The organism is Providencia sp. PROV205, from assembly GCF_028479505.1.
Classification (GTDB): domain Bacteria; phylum Pseudomonadota; class Gammaproteobacteria; order Enterobacterales; family Enterobacteriaceae; genus Providencia; species Providencia huaxiensis.
Genome location: NZ_JAMPNU010000010.1, coordinates 20,532 through 40,119 on the forward strand (window position 1 = coordinate 20,532; position 19,588 = coordinate 40,119).

17 protein-coding genes are annotated in these 19,588 nt (G+C 37.3%); 12 read left to right on the forward strand and 5 right to left on the reverse strand.

Annotated features, from left to right (window positions below; genetic code table 11):
- Nucleotides 1–54: 54 nt before the first annotated feature.
- Nucleotides 55–840, reverse strand: coding sequence for a zinc ABC transporter permease subunit ZnuB (znuB, locus tag PR800_RS07930; RefSeq protein ID WP_102140270.1), 786 nt, complete (start codon nt 838–840; stop codon nt 55–57).
- Nucleotides 833–1,600, reverse strand: coding sequence for a zinc ABC transporter ATP-binding protein ZnuC (gene znuC / locus PR800_RS07935; RefSeq protein ID WP_272530522.1), 768 nt, complete (start codon nt 1,598–1,600; stop codon nt 833–835). Before znuC ends, znuB begins: the two co-directional genes overlap by 8 nt.
- A gap of 76 nt (nt 1,601–1,676) precedes the next feature.
- On the opposite strand from znuC, the gene znuA reads away from it, so the two are divergent.
- The 9 genes from znuA (at nt 1,677) to PR800_RS07980 (ending at nt 12,741) form a co-directional block, all read left to right on the forward strand.
- Nucleotides 1,677–2,636, forward strand: a complete 960-nt coding sequence (znuA, locus tag PR800_RS07940; protein WP_102140271.1) for a zinc ABC transporter substrate-binding protein ZnuA — start codon at nt 1,677–1,679, stop codon at nt 2,634–2,636.
- A 20-nt stretch (nt 2,637–2,656) separates the two neighbouring features.
- Nucleotides 2,657–3,997: a murein DD-endopeptidase MepM gene (gene mepM, locus PR800_RS07945; protein WP_102140272.1), complete on the forward strand. Its 1,341-nt coding sequence runs from the start codon at nt 2,657–2,659 to the stop codon at nt 3,995–3,997.
- Between the two features lie 118 nt (nt 3,998–4,115).
- Nucleotides 4,116–5,090, forward strand: a complete 975-nt coding sequence (gene lpxM / locus PR800_RS07950) for a lauroyl-Kdo(2)-lipid IV(A) myristoyltransferase (protein ID WP_102140273.1) — start codon at nt 4,116–4,118, stop codon at nt 5,088–5,090.
- Between the two features lie 1,253 nt (nt 5,091–6,343).
- On the forward strand, nt 6,344–7,201 hold the full coding sequence (locus PR800_RS07955) for a LysR family transcriptional regulator (protein WP_102140274.1): 858 nt from the start codon (nt 6,344–6,346) through the stop codon (nt 7,199–7,201).
- A gap of 189 nt (nt 7,202–7,390) precedes the next feature.
- Nucleotides 7,391–7,912, forward strand: coding sequence for a fimbrial protein (locus PR800_RS07960; RefSeq protein WP_166265065.1), 522 nt, complete (start codon nt 7,391–7,393; stop codon nt 7,910–7,912).
- 57 nt (nt 7,913–7,969) lie between these two features.
- Nucleotides 7,970–8,632: a fimbrial biogenesis chaperone gene (locus PR800_RS07965; RefSeq protein WP_272530523.1), complete on the forward strand. Its 663-nt coding sequence runs from the start codon at nt 7,970–7,972 to the stop codon at nt 8,630–8,632.
- An 11-nt stretch (nt 8,633–8,643) separates the two neighbouring features.
- A complete protein-coding gene (locus tag PR800_RS07970) occupies nt 8,644–11,130 on the forward strand; it encodes a fimbria/pilus outer membrane usher protein (RefSeq protein ID WP_195698649.1) in 2,487 nt (828 codons plus the stop codon).
- An 8-nt stretch (nt 11,131–11,138) separates the two neighbouring features.
- Entirely contained in the window at nt 11,139–12,155 is a 1,017-nt protein-coding gene (locus PR800_RS07975; protein ID WP_195698650.1) for a fimbrial protein, read from the forward strand.
- 157 nt (nt 12,156–12,312) lie between these two features.
- Entirely contained in the window at nt 12,313–12,741 is a 429-nt protein-coding gene (locus PR800_RS07980; protein WP_102140279.1) for a DUF7832 domain-containing protein, read from the forward strand.
- A 53-nt stretch (nt 12,742–12,794) separates the two neighbouring features.
- Here PR800_RS07980 and pyk read toward each other — a convergent pair whose 3' ends face one another.
- Both pyk and PR800_RS07990 read right to left on the reverse strand, forming a co-directional pair.
- The gene (pyk, locus tag PR800_RS07985) at nt 12,795–14,237 is read right to left on the reverse strand and encodes a pyruvate kinase (protein WP_102140280.1); all 1,443 of its coding nucleotides are present in this window, start codon (nt 14,235–14,237) and stop codon (nt 12,795–12,797) included.
- A 199-nt stretch (nt 14,238–14,436) separates the two neighbouring features.
- On the reverse strand, nt 14,437–15,282 hold the full coding sequence (locus PR800_RS07990; RefSeq protein ID WP_102140281.1) for a MurR/RpiR family transcriptional regulator: 846 nt from the start codon (nt 15,280–15,282) through the stop codon (nt 14,437–14,439).
- 472 nt (nt 15,283–15,754) lie between these two features.
- Between PR800_RS07990 and zwf the strand changes: the two genes are divergently transcribed.
- Nucleotides 15,755–17,230: a glucose-6-phosphate dehydrogenase gene (zwf, locus tag PR800_RS07995; RefSeq protein ID WP_102140282.1), complete on the forward strand. Its 1,476-nt coding sequence runs from the start codon at nt 15,755–15,757 to the stop codon at nt 17,228–17,230.
- A 103-nt stretch (nt 17,231–17,333) separates the two neighbouring features.
- Here the strand turns inward: zwf and pdxK are convergent, their stop codons facing one another.
- A complete protein-coding gene (gene pdxK, locus PR800_RS08000) occupies nt 17,334–18,182 on the reverse strand; it encodes a pyridoxine/pyridoxal/pyridoxamine kinase (RefSeq protein WP_272530526.1) in 849 nt (282 codons plus the stop codon).
- A gap of 634 nt (nt 18,183–18,816) precedes the next feature.
- Between pdxK and mdtJ the strand changes: the two genes are divergently transcribed.
- On the forward strand, nt 18,817–19,245 hold the full coding sequence (mdtJ, locus tag PR800_RS08005; protein ID WP_042843885.1) for a multidrug/spermidine efflux SMR transporter subunit MdtJ: 429 nt from the start codon (nt 18,817–18,819) through the stop codon (nt 19,243–19,245).
- A 1-nt stretch (nt 19,246) separates the two neighbouring features.
- Complete coding sequence (gene mdtI / locus PR800_RS08010; RefSeq protein ID WP_004254980.1) at nt 19,247–19,579, forward strand: multidrug/spermidine efflux SMR transporter subunit MdtI; 333 nt, start codon at nt 19,247–19,249, stop codon at nt 19,577–19,579.
- Nucleotides 19,580–19,588: the final 9 nt, after the last annotated feature.

Sequence of the window (19,588 nt, forward strand, 5' to 3'; positions counted from 1 at the left end):
ATTTGCATCAAAAATTGTATGTAACAACTGAAATTATGTAGCTCATAGCTTAAATTAATTTTTCGCTTTTATTACTAAACTAAATACGAACAGAATAGCGGATACCAACACCACAGACGGCCCTGCAGGGGTATCGTAGAAAGCAGAAAGTGTTAGCCCACCAGTCACAGCAATCATACCAATTAAGACAGCGATAGAAGCCATTTGCTCAGGCGTTCGAGCAAAACGCCGAGCCGTTGCCGCGGGTATAATTAATAAAGACGTAATAATTAACGCCCCGACAAATTTCATTGCAATACCAATTGTTAGTGCGGTAACTAGCATTAGTAATAAACGCAGTCTTTGAATATTAATGCCATCAACAAAAGCAAGTTCAGGGCTAACCGTTATGGACAAAAGTGCCCGCCAACGATAAAAAAGCAACCCGCAAACGACAATAACGCCAATAAAAATCGTTATAATATCCTCATAGCTGACTGAGAGTAAGTCACCAAATAAATAAGCCATTAGGTCAACACGGACATTAGCCATTAAGCTAACAACAACTAGACCTAAAGAGAGTGAACTGTGCGCCATAATACCCAGTAGAGTATCAACAGCAAGTTGTGGCCGCTTTTCTAGCCAAACTAAAATTAAGGCCAATAACAAAGTGACAGCAATAACAGCATAGAATGGGTTGATGTTTAATAGAAGCCCAAATGCGACGCCTAGCAATGAAGCATGGGCTAGTGTATCGCCAAAATAGGACATACGGCGCCACACAACAAAAGAGCCTAGAGGACCTGCCGCAATGGCAAGTAGCATACCAGCTATCCAGCCGGGTAATAGTAACTCAATCATGTTTGCAGTCCTTGCTGTGTTGGTGGCCAACAATAATATTGCCTTCTAAATCGTGTTGATGATTATGTTGATGGCGGTATACACCGAGTTGTTGAGCACCGCGATAACCAAACATTGCCACAAACTCAGGGTGGTTTGAAACAACGTCTGGCGCGCCAGAACAGCAAATATGGCCGTTAATGCAAAGTACTTTATCTGTTTTTGCCATTACGAGATGTAAGTCATGGGAGACCATTAATACGGCGCAGTTAAGCTCAGTTCTTAACTGATTAATTAAGTCATATAGAGCAACTTGACCTGTGATATCAACGCCTTGAGCGGGCTCGTCAAGCACTAGCAAGTCAGGTTTATTGAGTAGGGCGCGAGCCAGTAAAACACGCTGAGTCTCACCGCCTGATAACTTTTGCATTGGTTGTTCGAGTAAATGCGTTGCCTTGACCCTCTCGAGGGCGGGTAACAAATGCTCTTCACGAACACCAAGCTTTAATAACATAAACCGTTTAACCGTAAGAGGAAGCGTCGTATCTAAGTGAAGTTTTTGTGGAACATAACCAATAGCGAGAGAAGAAGGACGCGTAATGGTACCTGATGTAGGGGCAAGTAACCCGAGTACAACACGTACAATTGTTGATTTTCCAGCGCCATTCGGGCCTAAAAGGGTCACGATATCACCTTTATTCAGTTCAAAGGTAACATCGTTGAGAACCTGTTTTTCGCCAAATGAAACAGAAATCTTATTTAAAGTTAGTAGTGGTTGCATGTGAAAAACATCTTGCAGAATTCATGTTGTGTTATATTATAACATTTCAAAGTTAAAATCACGGAAAAAGACTGCTATGATACATAAATCGAAAAACATTGCCTGTAAATTTCTTTTTGGGGCAGTGGCAAGCTCGGTATTAAGTGCAACAATGGTATCAACCGCGAATGCTGATGTTGTGACTTCAATTCGTCCACTGGCCTTTATTGCAGCTGGTATTGCTGATGGTGTCACTGAGACACAAGTTTTATTACCAGATGGCGCTTCGCCTCATGATTATGCACTTAAACCTTCTGATTTGAAAAAAATTAAACAGGCTGATTTATTTGTATGGGTTGGGCCTGATATGGAAATGTTTTTACAGAAGCCAATCAATACATTACCACAGAATAAACGCCTAGCATTAGCTGAACAGAAAAATATTAAGCCGCTACTTATGGCAGAGTCCCATGAAGATGAACATGACCATGAACATGGAGATGAGGCTAATCATGACAAGGATCACGAACATCATCATCATGGTGAGTATAATATGCACATCTGGTTATCACCAGAGATCGCAAATTTTGCTGCGCAAGACATTTATGAACGTTTAGTAGAGCTTTATCCTGAACAAAAAGATAAGCTAGACGTAAACCTTCGTAAATTCAAAGAAAATATGACGCAAAATGATCAGAATATTGCTAATATTTTGCAGCCAGCTAGAAACAAGGGTTATTTCGTTTTTCACGACGCTTATGGCTACTTTGAAAAACACTATCAACTCGCTCCTTTAGGGCATTTTACGATAAACCCAGAAATACAGCCAGGCGCGCAAAAATTACATCAAATACGAACACAATTGGTTGAGCATAAAGCGCAATGTGTTTTTGCTGAGCCACAATTCAGGCCTGCTGTGATTGAAAGCGTAGCACGTAATACGGGGGTGAAAATGGGAACTCTCGACCCACTAGGAATTGGGCTGGCTATAGAGCCGGATAGCTACATGAAGTTTTTGACTCAACTATCAGAGCAATACGCCAGCTGCCTGGATTAAAAATAGAAGGAATTGTTTAAGTGCAGCAAATGGCCAAGAGTCTGGTTCAGGTATACGGTAGCCTGTCTAGAACACACAAAATTGTATTAAGTGCGCTCACTGTAGCGACTATGGCCGTCGCAATTTGGCGGCCAGTTCATATACCAACAACGACTGAAAATGACGGAACACCAGATACCATCATTCCGCTCTCATTATTACCTGCAAGTGATGCTACCGACGATATAATTCAAGATAGTAGTGAACAGCTACCTGATGAAGGCCTCGCTGATACTGACGCTGAAGCTGCAGAAACTGGTGGGGCAGCAGCACCTCTCGTTCATGAATATGTTGTTGCAAGTGGTGATAATTTAACGACTATTTTAACTCAATTCGGTATTGAAGCGGGTGATGTTGCAACACTATCCAATCAACATAAATCGCTGAGAAACCTGAAAATAGGCCAATCTTTAAATTGGTCGTTAACTGATCAAGGCGAATTAGAATCATTGACATGGGAAGTTTCTCGCCGTGAGACCCGTGTATTTACCCGCGTTGGAACGACAAACAAATTTGAAGAAGCCAAACAAATTCGTGAAGGTGAGTGGACTAACAGTGTATTAAAAGGCACGGTTGACGGTTCATTTGCACAAAGTACAAATAAAGCTGGCTTAACACGCAATGAAGGCCGTGAGGTGATCAAAGCCTTGCAATGGCAAGTTGACTTCAAAAAATTGAAGAAAGGCGATAAATTCAGTGTGTTAATGAGTAGAGAAATGCTGAATGGCCGTAGTGAACAGAGCCAACTCATTGGTGTTCGTCTACAAACAAATGGAAAAAGCTATTACGCTTTTCGTGCTGAAGATGGGCGATATTATGATAGCGAAGGGAATGGCTTAGAACGCGGTTTCTTACGTTTTCCAACTGCTAAACAATTTAGAGTTTCTTCACAATTCAACCCTCGACGAGTTAACCCAGTTACTGGGCGTGTAGCACCGCATAAAGGTGTGGACTTCGCAATGCCAGTTGGCACACCAGTGCTTGCTGTTGGTGATGGTGAAGTCATTGTTTCAAAATACAGCGGTGCTGCAGGTAACTTTATTGCGATCCGTCATGGGCGTCAATATACCACGCGTTACATGCACTTACGCCAGCTATTAGTTAAGCCAGGTCAAAAAGTTAAGCGCGGTGATCGAATTGCGCTATCGGGCAATACTGGGCGTTCGACTGGGCCTCATCTACATTTTGAAATGTGGGTTAATCAACAAGCGGTAAACCCACTCACTGCGAAATTACCTAGTTCTGGTGGCTTGACAGGGAAAGAGCGTAAGGAATACTTAGCGCTAGTTAAAGAAACTAAACCACAACTTAAACTACAATAACTTAAGTTTCTATTTTTATCGCTGGCAGGTACTTGTATCTGCCAGTTTTCTTTGTAATGCTCCCGTAAACTATTATTATAAGCTATAGAAAGATAGCTATTATTCACTTGAGTACAGCATGAATAAAGATCAAGACACTGATAGTAAAAAAGGCTATGTGCCAACGTTTCACCGCTCTTACCTTTTACCTAAATATTGGGGAGTGTGGCTAGGGGCCGGTGTTTTAGCCGGATTGGCTTTCATTCCGGTTAAAATACGTGATCCTTTACTGGCTAAAATAGGAAAATGGGTTGGACGACTAGCAAAGAGTGGTCGCCGTCGCGCTAAAATTAACTTACTTTACTGTTTTCCTGAATTGACAGAACATCAACGAGAAGAGTTAGTTGATCGCATGTTTGAAACCGCACCACAATCTTTTGTCATGTTGGCTGAGCTATGTCTGCGTGGTGCGAGTAAAACGCTAGCTAGAACGCATTGGCATAATCAAGAAATTATAGAGCGTTTAAAGCAGCAGCAAAGTAATGTTATTTTTATGGTACCTCATGGGTGGGGCGTTGATGTCCCTGCGATGTTATTAGCAGCCAAAGGCCAGCAAATGGCTGCCATGTTTCATCACCAAAAGAACCCCGTTGCAGATTATTTATGGAATAAAGCAAGATACCATTTTGGGGGGCGCTTACACTCAAGAGAGGCGGGTATTAAGCCTTTTATTGCTTCTGTTAGGCAAGGTTATTGGGGCTTTTATTTACCTGACCAAGATCATGGTGAAGAGCATAGTGAATTTGTCGATTTTTTTGGCACATATAAGGCAACATTACCTGCAATTGGTCGGCTAATGAAGGTATGTAAAGCGAAAGTTGTGCCACTGTTTCCTGTTTATGACCATAAAACGCATCAATTGCATATTTATATTCGTGAACCGATGGATGATATTGATGGAAAGGATGATAAGTATATAGCACGAAGAATGAATGAGGAGCTGGAGTACCTGGTTGCTCCGAATTTAGAACAGTACACATGGATATTAAAGCTATTGAAAACGCGAAAAGAGGGTGAAATAGAACCTTATCAGCGAAAAGACCTCTATCGTTAGTGTACAGATATACAGAATAAATTTTAAGCCATTACTTTTTAGTAATGGTTTTTTTTTATTTAAAAGTGAGTATTTATAGAAATATACGCTTGATGATTGGTAATTTTAAAAAACTGTACACGATTATTAATAACGAAAATTTAGGATAGTACATTAATGATTTATGGATGTTTCATTCATTTTTTGAGCTGTATCTAATTTTTGTAAAGTCTTGATAAAAAGAAGAAGAGCAAGGCTTAATTTAACTTATTGATTTGTATGCTTATTATAAATATTGCATTGTATATTTATAGCTTACATGACAGATAGTTAAGTGCAATATAAGGAAGATATGCTTAATGAACACGATAAAAGAGCAAAAAAGCTTATGTATTCGTTCGATTGATAAGAGTTAATCTAAGGTATGCTAAAAAGTTTTGGACGGTAACATTTAATCCTAAGCTCAGAAGTCAATTTTATACATGGGTAAGGAAATGAGAACAATTAGATATTTTTTTTAGAAAAAATGGTAGTAGCCATTCAAAGCATTAATTGTAGAATGAACGAGGGTTAAGATTATTACTTGCCGAAGATCAGATAAGCTAGAACTGATAAATATCATACAGTATCGTTTTAAGTAATTATTATTCTAATCATATTATTATTAGCTGTAATTAGCCTGTGTTGCATCAATCATAAAATTAAATCTTAGTATAAATACGAGGTGACTTTATTTCAATGTTTGTATTGTGATATTCCTCTTTATTTATCTAATGCAAAGCCAACTATCCAGTAGATAATATTATAAAACCATCATTAAATGACTAACCAATTATAGTTATTATTTGTGTACTTCACCATGATTATAATTGAGTACTGTTTTTTTTATTCTAAAATTATTTTTTGTTTAATCTTTATAAGATTGTTAATTTTTTATTTAATAAAATAATTTATTTTTATTTGGTATTAAAAATGCTATAGGTGTTTTTTTTGTTTACATTCTTACTTTGTTATTTTTTTTAATTTAAAATTGAAATTATTTATAGGTTATTTCTATTCATGATGTAGTCAGTGTGAAAATTATATTTTACATATAAAACGGAACTTCATATTAAAAATTATTCCTTACATACAAAAAAAAGAACTTAAATAATTTTAAACATATGAGTAAATACTAAGCGTTATGTATAATCACTTATTAACGACTATAAAATATATTGCTATATTTTAATTATATAATAAAAATAACTCCCAGATTAATACTTGGAGACTCTATGGAAAAAACTCGAACAACGTTAGATCAATGGATAACTCTACAGGCAGTGGTTGACTGCGGTGGTTTTGCTCAAGCAGCTGAAATTTTGCATAGGACACAATCATCAATTAGTTACACCATTAGTAAATTAGAGCAAACATTGGAAATTGAAATATTTTCTTTAGAAAAACGTCGTGCAGTATTAACTAGACAAGGAGAGCAGCTATTAGCGCTATCGAGAGAGGTAACAAATAAAGCAATTTCATTAGAAAAGGTTGCTAAATCATTAAATTATGAAGGAAATAATAAAATTAATATTGTTATTGATTCACTATATCAAAGTGATGAAATACTGAAAAAAATTGGGGATTTAAGTCGGTCTAGAAAGGATTATGATATTGATTTAAAACGTTTATTATTAAAAAAAACAGATATTTTTGGGGTTAAAAATTATGATTTATTAATTACTCACCATTACGTTGAGTCGTTAAACCCTATATTCCTTGAGCAAGTTGAGGCGGTGTTTGTAACCAATCCAAATCATAAACTTCAACATTGTCAGGCTGATAATATATTGAAATCAATGGAAAAAACAACATTGATTGCTTTGGAGTCTACAGAGATAGATGGTATGAAAAGCATCCAAACTATTCATGTTCCTAATGTGGATTTAGCAATTCAATTAACAGAGAATTCGATTGGGTATTTATGGTTACCAAAGAATTTAGTCCAGAAGGAATTGAATAATAATTCATTAAAAGAGCTGAAAACAGCAAATAAAAAATCATTCTATAATTTCTACATGTATATGAATAAAAATTCAATGGATAATGAAATTTTAAGATACTACCTTATTGATAATGAAAAAATTAAATAAATAAGTCAATTAATGAATAATTAAAATAAAACATAAATATTTTAGATGTCATTTTAAAAAATTCAATGTATCCATTAGTTAACTTAACTAAAGGTAAATGGTATATTTCTTTCGTACACCCAATATGAGTAATTTATTTATTCATATAGTAGCAATTAATAATTAAAGATTTTTATTATAGGAACTATTATGAGTATTCTAAAAAAATCCCTAGCAGTAATAGGGGTTGCTTTAGCTGTAACATCTGCACCAACTGTTTTTGCTTCAGGTACAATTAATTTTACCGGGGAAATAACTGACATTGCTTGTACAGTTGATAGTAACTCAAAAAATTTAAATGTTGACCTTGGAAAGGTATCAGCTAAAAGTTTAGCTGCACAGGGTGAAGTTGCAGGATTGAAAGACTTCACGATTAAGCTTGTTGATTGTCCAGCAAACTCGAAAGTAACCGTACGCTTTGGTGGTACACGTGATACTGCAGACCGCGATATTCTTGCAATTAACCAAGGTGCAGGTGTTGCAAATAATGTCGGTATTGCTTTATTTGAAAAAGACGCAACAACACAAATCAAATTATTTGATGATTCAAAACAAATTGAATTCGATGGTGCAACAGTAGACTTAGATTACGTAGCTCGTTATAAAGCAACAGGCGTAGCAACTGCTGGTCCTGCTAATAGTAGTGCAGTATATAGCATTCAATATCATTAATTAGTTGGAGGGTGACAATGGTTGCCCTCTTTCTCACATCAATATCATGGCTGTTTTATGAAAAAAATATTTTTTTCAATCTGTATATGTTTATTTTCTATTTCTAACATCTCTCAAGCGTCAGGTATTAGTGTAGGTGGAACGCGTTTTGTCTATGAAGAAAACAAACGTGAAATTGATATCCCGATTTTTAATAGTGATAAAGAAAAACCATTTTTAATCCAAAGTTGGGTTTCTCCATTTAATGGTGAGGGTAAAGCACCATTTATTGCGACGCCACCATTATTCCGAATTGAACCAGATACAAATGGTTCAGCGAGGATCTCATACATAGGTGAACCTATAAATTCAAATGAAGAAAAAATCTATTTGCTTAATATTAAATCAATACCACCTAAAGATAATAGTATTGAAAATGAGCTACAGATAATTATAAACTCACAATTTAAACTGTTTTTAAGGTCGAAAGATATTGAACCTTTTGATTTTGAAAAGGTTAATTTAATTGAGAAATCAGATGGAGTTATGATTGATAACCAAACACCATATCATTTATCAATCAAAAATATCCTTATCAATGGCAAGGTCATTGATGGTGCTAGCTTAATATACCCATTTAAAAATGATTATATTCTTAAGAAAAAAACAAATAATAGTGATTCAATAGTTGTTCAGTTTATTAATGACTATGGCGCTATCATAGAGAAAAAACCCAAGTAAGAGTATCTAAGATGTCAGTTCTCTATACCAAAAATAGACTTATGTATTCTAAAGTTTTTACTACGATCAGCTTAATATTGTATGCCAATAATACAATTGCTGAAGATATATTTGATATCAATGCTATTAATACTGGAATTGAAAGTCAAGTTGCTGATGTGAATAGCTTGGGCTACTTATCATCCGCAGGTGGGCAATTACCAGGTGATTATTTTGTCGATATTTATATTAATGATCAACTTGTGGATAATAAGAATATTACATTTTTATTTGATGATAAAACTAAAAAACTACTCCCTAAAATAACAAAAAATATGCTACTAGAGTGGGGGGTAAAAAACTCAGCAAGTGAAAAATTCTCATCAATTGAAGGTGATGAATATTTGAACGATATTGCTCAAGTTATTCCTAGTGCTAATTATCAATACAAATTCGAAATCCAACAACTACAAGTAAGCATTCCTCAAATTGGATTAGAAAATACTAGCCGAGGCTACGTTGAGCCAAAAGAATGGGACGATGGAATTAATGCAGCATTTGTTAATTATACTGCAAGATTTAATAAACATTGGTACCAAAATAGAGACAACAGAGATAATACATTCATAGGTTTAAGAAGTGGCATTAATATAAATGCTTGGCGTTTACGTAGCTATAACACATATAGTAATACAACAAATGAAACAAACTGGAATAATTTACAAACCTATATAGAACGAGATATTAGAAGCTTAAAAAGCCGATTAACGATTGGTGAAACATCCTCTGATAATGGTGTGATGGAAAGCAACCCTTATCGTGGGATAAGGTTAGCCTCCGATGAAAGTATGTTACCTCAAAGTGAAAGAGGTTTTGCACCGACAGTCACAGGAATTGCGCAATCAAATGCGATTGTTACTATCAGGCAAAATGGTAATGTGATTTATCAAACAACTGTACCACCTGGTGAGTTCTCAATTAATGATTTATATCCAACTTCATACAGTGGTGATCTTGAGGTCTCCATTGAAGAAGCTAATGGAACAATCAGATCTTTTATTCAGCCGTTTTCAGCGGTACCAATGATGCAAAGAGCTGGTGCATTAAAATATAGCGTGGATATTGGTAAATATAATGTTGATAGTGCACGGCGTAAACCAAATTTTGCGCAAGCATCAGCAATTTATGGGTTACCATATAACTTATCCGCTTATGGAGGTTTTTTAGTTTCCCAAGACTATCAAGCTTACACAATAGGTACTGGAGTAAATTTAGGTAATATTGGTGCGATATCGACAGATATTACGCAAGCATCAACACAATTGATTGATAAAAAGAAGGCAGAAGGGCAATCGTACCGAATTCAGTATTCAAAATATATTCCAGACACAGGCACTTCTTTTTCTTTGGCATCATATCGCTATTCAACAAAGAATTACTATGATTTCTCTGATTCGAATAATTATTTCTATAATATCGGTCGGAAAAAACAACAGTTTCAAGCATCAGTATCTCAATCGCTTAACGGAATAGGTTATTTATCAGTGAATGGTTACCAGCAATATTACTGGGATAAAAGTGGTTCTGATAAAAATTTAACGATGAGTTTTAGTTCTAATTATAATTCGATGAATTACAGTGTTGCGTATTCTTATACAAAGCAAGATTATTCGAATACCAATGACCAAATGCTGTCATTAAATTTAAGTATTCCTTTTGATTTAGGACGGAAAAATAATTGGATCAATTATAGCTATAATACCAGTAAAAATGGCGATTCTATTAGCTCATTGAGTTTTAATGGCACGCAATTAGAAGATAATAATTTGCAGTATGACCTTACGCAAAGATATAACCATAGCCATGACGAATATAGTAGTTCCGTTAGTGCAAACTATATAGTTTCATCAGGGGAATACAGTGCAGGCTATAATTATGACCCTAAATATCATTCTGTCGATCTCGGTGCAACAGGAGCATTATTACTGCATTCTGGAGGGCTAACGACATCACGTACTATTTATGATTCTGCAGTACTCGTAAAAGCTGAAGATATTGATAATTTAAAAGTGAATAATGCGCAGTCGCTCTATACTAACTCTTCAGGCTTTGCCGTAATTCCTACGGTCACACGCTACGAACGAAATAAAATTAGTGTCGATACTGCAACATTAAGTGGTAACAATGATGTTGCTATTAATACAACAACCGTTGTTCCTACTCAAGGTGCTATTGTATTAGCTAATTTTCAAGCAAAACGCGGTGCTAGAGTATTACTAAAACTGCAGCATGCAGGCAAACCCATTGCATTTGGCACTCAAGTTTCTGTGATAGAAAATGAAGAGCAAGTGACTGGAGGTATTGTTGCAAATGATGGGGAAGTTTATTTAAGCGGTGTTCCAGAGCAAAGTACCATCATTGTAAAATGGGGTAATAGTCATAATCAACAATGTACAGTTCCACTTTCATTATCGTTAGAAAATGAAAAAATTCAGTTTATAGAACGAACTTGTGAATAGGGGTCGTCATGAATAATTTAGGATTAAAAATCGGCATTCCGTTACTTTTATATTCACAATTTGGTGTTGCAGAATTTAGGGCTGAATTTACTAACCAACTTGTTAATTCGAATAAAACACTTTATGTCTCACGCACATTGCCGGTAGGTAGTTTTATTGGTTCAGTTGATTTAGGTACTCATTCCCCTTGGGTGTGGTGGAATGTAACTGGTAATACAGAAGTTGGCATCTATTTACCAAGCGGATATGGGAATTCAAGGTATATTTCTGGTGTAGGTTATGTGAGAGAAGTTAATAGCTCAGGTGTGGGTTATGCTTTACATGGTACAGTATTAAGTCCTTGCTCTGGTTCTGCGTATGTTGATGGAGTAAATACGAAAGATGGAAATATTAGTAATAGGTTAATTTGTGGTTCTAGTGCATCATCAGCAACATATACTGTAAAGTTAAGAGCAGATTTTTATAAAGTTGGTAACAATGTTAAAAGCCAAACTTTACCAACAACTAATGCTGCAATGTTAATTTTATTCCATAATGGTTTTATTACGTCAGATTTATATGGAAGAGTCGAACCCAAAGTAAATATGGGGCCAATTAATGTTATTTCGAGTGGTTGTGAAGTTAAAAATAAGTCAATAGATGTGCCGTTCGGTAAAGTCAGCAAATCGTCGTTTACAGGTGTTGGTTCAACGAGCTCCGATAGTAAGAAAAACTTTCAAATTCAATTAGATTGTGACCCTATATCGCCTATAAAAATTACATTTATTGGAGCTCAAGATGCAAGCCAAACACCAGGGGCAATTGCACTCAATAATTTAGCCGATGAAAATACAGCGAAGGGCTATGCAATCCAAGTGAAATATAAAGGAGCACCAATTAAGCTTAATCAGTTAATGCCTATCGTTGAACAAAATAACGTAGGGCAATATAACATTCCATTGGAAGCTGCTTATATCCAAACTCAATCTACAACAACAGCAGGGAAAGCAAACGGTACGCTACAATTTAATTTGCAATATCACTAAGTTCTATTTGCTCTGCACGTAACAAGAAGTGAACTGCAGAGCTTTACTGTCTTGCATTACTTCTTATTTAGCCATCATTTTGTACTTTATCTTAATTCATCACTAACCTGAAGTAAGTTATAGTTAGTTTTTATTGATGCATAAATTGAGGAAGACTATGGCATTTGATCGTATGGATTGGCACTACGGTGGTGATTATCCTTCAGAGTTACCTACTGAGAATGGAGGCACCCATATTGGCTTTTATTTGACATGGATTATTCATAATAATTTAGTCGGAGAATTTCATGTTGAAGAATCAGAGGAAGAGCTCGCATTAGTTAAAGCTCGAAAGCTTGATGGCCGTGAATTTTTGATGACAATGTGTGATGAAAAATTTATAGATGAAGATTTAAGTGATGAAGGTAACGCTTTTACTCAGTTCTATTATGCAGCAGAAGAAAAAGGCTACTTTGAAGATTATGAACGTGTTCTTAAAGGTAATTTACCGACAACTTACCATATAGAAAACTCATGGGAAAATTACGATAAAATTGCACCTGTAATTAGCGAAGCATATATCAAATGGAAACAGGCTCAAGATTAGATAGAGCATCAATATAAAAGAAAGCCCCCACCCATTAGGTGAGGGCTAAAAGATTATTCGACTTCTAGAATACGACAAGTGTTCGTACTACCGACAGTACCCATTAAGTCACCTTGGGTGACAAGAACCACGTCGCCACTCATTAAATAGCCGTTATCACGCAAACGCGTCACTGCCTCGTTCGCAGCCGCAATGCCATCTGTGTGGGTGCTACAGAAAACGGGAGTAACACCACGATAGAGAGAACACTGATTAAGCGTTTTTTCATGGCGAGACATTGCAAAAATCGGTAAGCCAGAGCTGATCCGAGACATCATACGAGCAGTACGACCAGACTCAGTCATTGCAATGATAGCTTTAACCCCTTTAAGGTGGTTAGCCGCATACATTGTTGACATGGCAATCGCTTCTTCTGGGCTACTAAACTCTGCCTCTAAACGGTGTTTAGATACATTCAGGCCAGGCATTTTTTCTGCACCAAAACAAACTTGTGCCATTGCAGCGACAGTTTCTGCTGGGTACTGGCCTGCAGCTGTTTCAGCAGAAAGCATAACGGCATCAGTACCATCCAACACCGCATTCGCAACGTCCATAACTTCAGCTCGCGTTGGCATTGGGTTAGTGATCATGGATTCCATCATTTGTGTTGCAGTTATAACAACACGATTTAATTGGCGAGAACGGCGGATCAATTTTTTCTGGACAGCGACTAATTCTGGGTCGCCAATTTCCACACCGAGGTCACCACGAGCAACCATAACGACATCAGAAGCGAGGATAACTTCGTCCATGACTTCATCATTGGCTACGGCTTCTGCTCGTTCTACTTTAGCAACAATTTGGCATTCACAGCCTGCATCGCGAGCCAAGCGGCGTGCATAATCTAAATCTTCACCTGAACGAGGGAATGAAACGGCTAAATAATCAACATTAATTTTTGCTGCGGTTTTTATATCTTCTTTGTCTTTATCTGTTAATGCCTCAGCAGAAAGGCCGCCACCGAGTTTATTAATACCTTTATTGTTAGATAATTGGCCACCAACAGTAACTTCTGTAAATACTTGTAACCCTTTGACTTCGATGACTTTTAATTGAACTCGCCCATCATCAAGAAGTAAAATATCGCCTGGAACCACATCAGCAGGTAAACCTTTATAGTCGATGCCCACTTTATCTTGGCAGCCTTCACCTTTGCCTAAGTTGGCATCAAGAATGAATTTATCACCAATATTTAGGAAAACTTTACCATCTTTAAACGTGGAAACACGAATTTTAGGACCTTGTAAATCGCCGAGGATCGCAACATGACGACCTAAACGAGCGGCAATTTCACGTACTTTATTAGCACGTAATTGATGGTCTTCTGGAGTTCCGTGGGAGAAGTTAAGGCGAACAACGTTGGCACCAGCATTGATAATTTTTTCAAGATTATTATCGCGATCGGTTGCTGGACCAAGAGTTGTAACAATTTTAGTTCTTCTAAGCCGTCTAGACATGTATTACTCCGTTGACCTGTAATGGTGTTGATAAAAGAGTGAAACCATTTCACTCCATTTCGAAACCTGTTTACTGCAAATAGGGATGCTGACACGAGCACAGCTATTATATACAGCCAATTTCTTAATGCTATCAGGTCTGTAAAACTATTAAAGCCCGAAAGCAAAGAAAAGCATTTATACTGTCAATTTATTGCCTTTAGATGCTATCAAACCGCGAATCACGTAATGCTTCTTTGACGCGCTTCAAGTTATCTCTAAATTTTTCACCTCTTCTTAACGTAAAGCCCGTAGTTAATACATCAATTACAGCGAGCTGAGCCATTCTTGATACCATTGGCATATAGATATCCGTATCTTCAGGAACATCAATAATAATAGATAAGGAAGCGGCTAGAGAGAGTGGTGAGCTTTCTGAGGTAATTGCGATGACTGTAGCGTCGTTTTCTCGAGCTAAACGTGCCATGTCAACTAATGCTTTGGTTCTTCCCGTATGGGAAATGAGCACAATAACGTCTCCTTCAGTACTATTGATACAGCTCATACGTTGCATGACAATATCATCGAAGTATATGACAGGAATATTAAAGCGAAAAAATTTATTCATTGCGTCATGAGCCACAGCGGCTGAAGCACCAAAGCCAAAAAAACTGATTTTTCGAGCTTGAGTTAATAAATCGACAGCACGGTTAATTACCCCGATGTCTAGTGTGTGTTTTACATTATCTAACCCAGCCATAGCAGATTCAAAAATCTTGTAGGTATAGGTATTTACTGTATCCGTTTCTTCTATATGGCGGTTTATGTAAGGAGTACCATTGGCTAAATTTTGTGCTAATCGTAATTTGAAATCAGGGAATCCTTTCGTGTCCATTTTTCGACAAAATCGGTTTACTGTTGGTTCACTAACATCGGCCAATTGCGCTAGTGTGGCGATGCTAAGATGAATGGCATTTTGTGGCATACTTAGAATGACTTCAGCCACCTTTTTTTCTGATTTACTTAAAAAATCGAGACTAGTCTTCATTTGTTCTAAAATATTCATATAGCAAAAGCGCCTATTTCATCGAAAGGAGAAATTTTTGAGTCATCACGTTATCCTATTGTTGATTTTAAATTTCTTACTGTGATGCTGTAATAAAGAGTGAAAATATACTATGTATGATAGGTAAGCTATCTGAATACAGGTGATAAATAGCAGCTTTTTGTGAAACTTTGACCCGTATCTAATTTTCAGATTAGTAAACAACCTACTTATTTTGTTATTTTTTTACGAAAGCTGTCTCCATTCAGTTAAATCGCATCTTTTTAATACACTAAAAATTATTCAGTGTGTAACATAAGATTGAACAGGCAATATGTTGTTTTTTTCATCATAAAAACTGTGATCGGTATCATGAACATTTACTGGGCACTAGCAACAGGGTACATTAGCGGAATTAGGGCTAATTTTAACAAAATTACAATAAGGCCTATCCTAGTTAGGTCTTACATTCCGCAAATTGAGGAGAACCAATATGGCGGTACATAATGCTGCTCAAGCTTGTGACTTAATTATTTTTGGCACCAAGGGAGACCTCGCTCGTCGTAAGCTGCTGCCATCGCTTTATCAATTAGAGAAAGCAGGTTACATTCATCCTGATACGCGCATTATTGGCGTCGGCCGTGCTGAATGGAGTCAAGATGATTATGTTCACTTTGTCAAAGAAGCGTTAGAGAAGTTCTTAAAAGAAGATCTCGATTCAGCCTTATGGGAAAAACTGAGCGCGCGCTTGGATTTTTGTAACTTAGACGTTAATCAGACTGAAAGTTTTGTGCGCTTAGCTGAAATGTTAAAACAAGATGCACAACCTGCCATCCATTACTTTGCAATGCCACCGAGTACTTTTGGTGCAATGTGTCAGGGCTTGGGCCATGCTAAATTAAATAAAAAGCCAAATCGTGTTGTCATGGAAAAACCACTGGGAACGGATTTAGCATCGTCACAAGAAATAAATAATGAAGTGGCTAAGTATTTTGATGAAAGCCAAGTCTATCGTATTGACCACTATCTTGGTAAAGAAACCGTTTTAAACTTACTCGCATTGCGTTTTGCAAACTCGTTATTTATCAATAACTGGGATAACCGCACTATCGATCATGTCCAAATCACGGTTGCAGAAGAAGTGGGAATCGAAGGTCGCTGGGGGTATTTCGACCAAGCTGGCCAAATGCGTGATATGGTACAAAACCACTTATTGCAAATCTTAACGATGATTGCCATGTCGCCACCGGCAGACTTAACCACTGACCGTATTCGTGATGAAAAAGTGAAAGTCTTGCGTTCTTTACGTCGTATTGATCATACCAATGTGCGTGAAAAGGCTGTACGTGGGCAATATACCTCTGGTTTTGTTCAAGGCAAAAAAGTTCCTGGATATTTAGAAGAAGAGGGTGCGAATAAGCAAAGTATGACCGAGTCATTCGTTGCTTTACGTGTTGATATTGATGATTGGCGTTGGGCAGGTGTACCTTTCTATTTGCGTACGGGGAAACGCCTACCTGCTAAATGTTCAGAAGTTGTGGTTTATTTTAAAAAACCCGCGCTGAATATTTTCTCTGAAAGTTATCAAGACCTGCCTCAGAATAAATTAACTATTCGTTTGCAGCCTGATGAAGGGATTGATATTGAAATTATGAATAAGGCACCAGGCCTTGATCATAAACACCGTTTACAAACCACTAAACTGGATTTAAGTTTCTCTGAAACTTTCAACCAGACTCATCTTGCAGATGCTTATGAGCGTTTATTACTTGAAGCCATGCGTGGCATTCAAGCATTGTTTGTTCGCCGTGATGAAGTAGAAGAAGCATGGAAATTTGTTGACTCTATTATCGATGCATGGGCAATGGACAATGAAGCGCCTAAACCATATCAAGCAGGGACTTGGGGGCCTATTGCATCTGTAGCAATGATCGCACGTGATGGCCGTTCATGGAATGAGTTTGAATAATATTATCAACACATGAAATATTAGTTAGCGTATTGATTTAAATGGCGGGATGACCCGCCATTTTTCTATGTTTACGATATTTTTATCTTTATTACATAGGGAACTAAAGGATTAGTTCACTACGTCCTGTCGCTGCCATATGAATAATCGCTTGTTCGATGCGTAAACATGCCATTTTAGCGGCATCAGGAACGGATAGCCCTGCTAATAACTGGGCGGTGAGTTCTGCACCAAATAGATCCCCCGTTCCTTTTGGTGTGACAGGGTAACGTTTATGACGGATCACGGCTACGTTATCTTTGGTAACACAAACCACTTCAATATTATCGTCATCAGGCTGGAAAGCACTTGTGATGATTACCCACTGTGTATTTCCCTTTAATAAGCTACGGGCTGCGGCTGTCGCATCATCCAAGTTATTGACTTGTTTACCACTTAAGGTCATGAGTTCGAATTTGTTTGGAATAATTCCTGTAGCTAAAGGTATGACTTTATCGCGGTATACCTCGGCAATTTCGGGTGGAATATAAAAACCACTATCTTCATCACCTATGACTGGGTCGACAATAACCGGTAGCGCTGTTCGTTCTTTACGGACTAAGGTTAACCAGTTAGCTAAGTCTTGGGCTTTTTCTGGGGAGCCTAGATAGCCTGTCAAAATAGCTCTCACTGAATTTAAGCTACCACGCTCAACAAAACCGTTTAAATAACCACGAAACCACTCACCAGGTAACTCACCACCATAGCAAGTTGTATAATGAGGCGTATTACTGAGTACTACAGTCGGTACTGCCGCAACACGTAAACCTTGTTTTGTCAGGGCTGGAACGGCAATGCTATTTCCAACACTGCCATAAATAACTTGTGACTGAATTGAAACAACATCATAAGGTAATGGTGTTGCATCAGCAGAATTTTGGAAACTATTAGAGGTAAGGCTAAAGGCGTTCATGGCTCTCTCTTCGGCATATTACAATCATATAGCTACTATAAGAAGCTTGTTCAATCAGGTTGTCAATGCTAAAAATCGAATAGATTATTTAAGGCGTGATGAGAGTATAAAAAGTGGGAAAAAGCATTTTTTTTAAAAAGTAATTCCACTGGAAAATTTATCATTGTCGCTTGTTTATTCGTGTAACATCCGACATATCAAGGGTTAATTAGCATATTAATGAATAGTTATGCATATTTCTATTCAATATAAAAAATGTTTATATTCATTGACTTAATAAAATTGGCATGCTAAAAATAAGCTGAAATTAACTATCAACATGAGGGTTCGGAGTAAATTGGGTAGATGTCTACCTGATGAAAAGAATAAGATATCATGCTTAGCTCAACTAGCGGCAAGATCAGCAAGTCCCAAAAAAGAACGACACACAGGCTTTTCCTTTCAGCTATCCTTTCCAGTGAACACTACTGGTGTGGTGCATTATAGCGTCTCTCTCGATTATTCATTTCGCTGAATAAACTCAGCAACACGTTGTTATTTATTTGAATTTTCAACAACCGCGCAATAGTTATTTGTATTATTAACTTGTACAAAAAATAGTCTATTACGTGGCTGTATATAGAGAGATATTATAATGATTTACTGGATATTTTTAGTATTAGCTATCATAACCGAAGTTATCGGTACCCTATCAATGAAACATGCGAGTGTAAGTGGTGATTTCACCGGTATGGTGGTGATGTATGTCATGATAGCAACATCGTACATTTTACTTGCTGTCGCAGTTAAAAAAGTGGCATTAGGTGTCGCCTATGCACTATGGGAAGGTATCGGTATCCTTTTTATCACAACATTTAGTGTCATGTGGTTTGGAGAAACGCTATCGCCAATGAAAATCGGTGGGTTAGTATTACTGATCACCGGTATTGGGCTGATTAAATCAGGCACCAAAAAAGCCACTGTTCGCCAATCTGCACAGAAAGTAAAACAAGTTACACAAAACGCGGTCAATGCAGCCAAAACAAATGCTTTAGTTGGGCGCGAAGCTAAGTCGGAGGCGTAATATGGCCAGTCATTTTGAATGGTGGCATGCTGCGTTTTTGATCCTAGCAGTCATATTAGAAATCGCCGCCAACATTTTGTTAAAAATGTCGAATGGATTTAAACGGTACTGGATAGGCATTCTTTCTCTCATTGCGGTACTCGGAGCCTTCAGTGCATTAGCGCAAGCAGTAAAAGGCATCGAGCTTTCAATTGCCTATGCATTATGGGGGGCATTCGGGATTATCGCGACAGTAGCAGCAGGTTGGATACTTTTCAATCAACGGCTAAATTATAAAGGCTGGGGGGGGATTGTGTTATTGCTACTAGGTATGGTTCTCATCAAGATGTCGTAATGCTCGTCA

Bases quoted from the DNA above. Each gene is read 5' to 3' on its own strand.
- znuB (WP_102140270.1), bottom strand. From the start codon at position 840: ATGATTGAGTTACTATTACCCGGCTGGATAGCTGGTATGCTACTTGCC.
- znuC (WP_272530522.1), bottom strand. From the start codon at position 1,600: ATGCAACCACTACTAACTTTAAATAAGATTTCTGTTTCATTTGGCGAA.
- znuA (WP_102140271.1), top strand. From the start codon at position 1,677: ATGATACATAAATCGAAAAACATTGCCTGTAAATTTCTTTTTGGGGCA.
- lpxM (WP_102140273.1), top strand. From the start codon at position 4,116: ATGAATAAAGATCAAGACACTGATAGTAAAAAAGGCTATGTGCCAACG.
- PR800_RS07955 (WP_102140274.1), top strand. From the start codon at position 6,344: ATGGAAAAAACTCGAACAACGTTAGATCAATGGATAACTCTACAGGCA.
- PR800_RS07960 (WP_166265065.1), top strand. From the start codon at position 7,391: ATGAGTATTCTAAAAAAATCCCTAGCAGTAATAGGGGTTGCTTTAGCT.
- PR800_RS07965 (WP_272530523.1), top strand. From the start codon at position 7,970: ATGAAAAAAATATTTTTTTCAATCTGTATATGTTTATTTTCTATTTCT.
- PR800_RS07970 (WP_195698649.1), top strand. From the start codon at position 8,644: ATGTCAGTTCTCTATACCAAAAATAGACTTATGTATTCTAAAGTTTTT.
- PR800_RS07975 (WP_195698650.1), top strand. From the start codon at position 11,139: ATGAATAATTTAGGATTAAAAATCGGCATTCCGTTACTTTTATATTCA.
- PR800_RS07980 (WP_102140279.1), top strand. From the start codon at position 12,313: ATGGCATTTGATCGTATGGATTGGCACTACGGTGGTGATTATCCTTCA.
- pyk (WP_102140280.1), bottom strand. From the start codon at position 14,237: ATGTCTAGACGGCTTAGAAGAACTAAAATTGTTACAACTCTTGGTCCA.
- PR800_RS07990 (WP_102140281.1), bottom strand. From the start codon at position 15,282: ATGAATATTTTAGAACAAATGAAGACTAGTCTCGATTTTTTAAGTAAA.
- zwf (WP_102140282.1), top strand. From the start codon at position 15,755: ATGGCGGTACATAATGCTGCTCAAGCTTGTGACTTAATTATTTTTGGC.
- pdxK (WP_272530526.1), bottom strand. From the start codon at position 18,182: ATGAACGCCTTTAGCCTTACCTCTAATAGTTTCCAAAATTCTGCTGAT.
- mdtJ (WP_042843885.1), top strand. From the start codon at position 18,817: ATGATTTACTGGATATTTTTAGTATTAGCTATCATAACCGAAGTTATC.
- mdtI (WP_004254980.1), top strand. From the start codon at position 19,247: ATGGCCAGTCATTTTGAATGGTGGCATGCTGCGTTTTTGATCCTAGCA.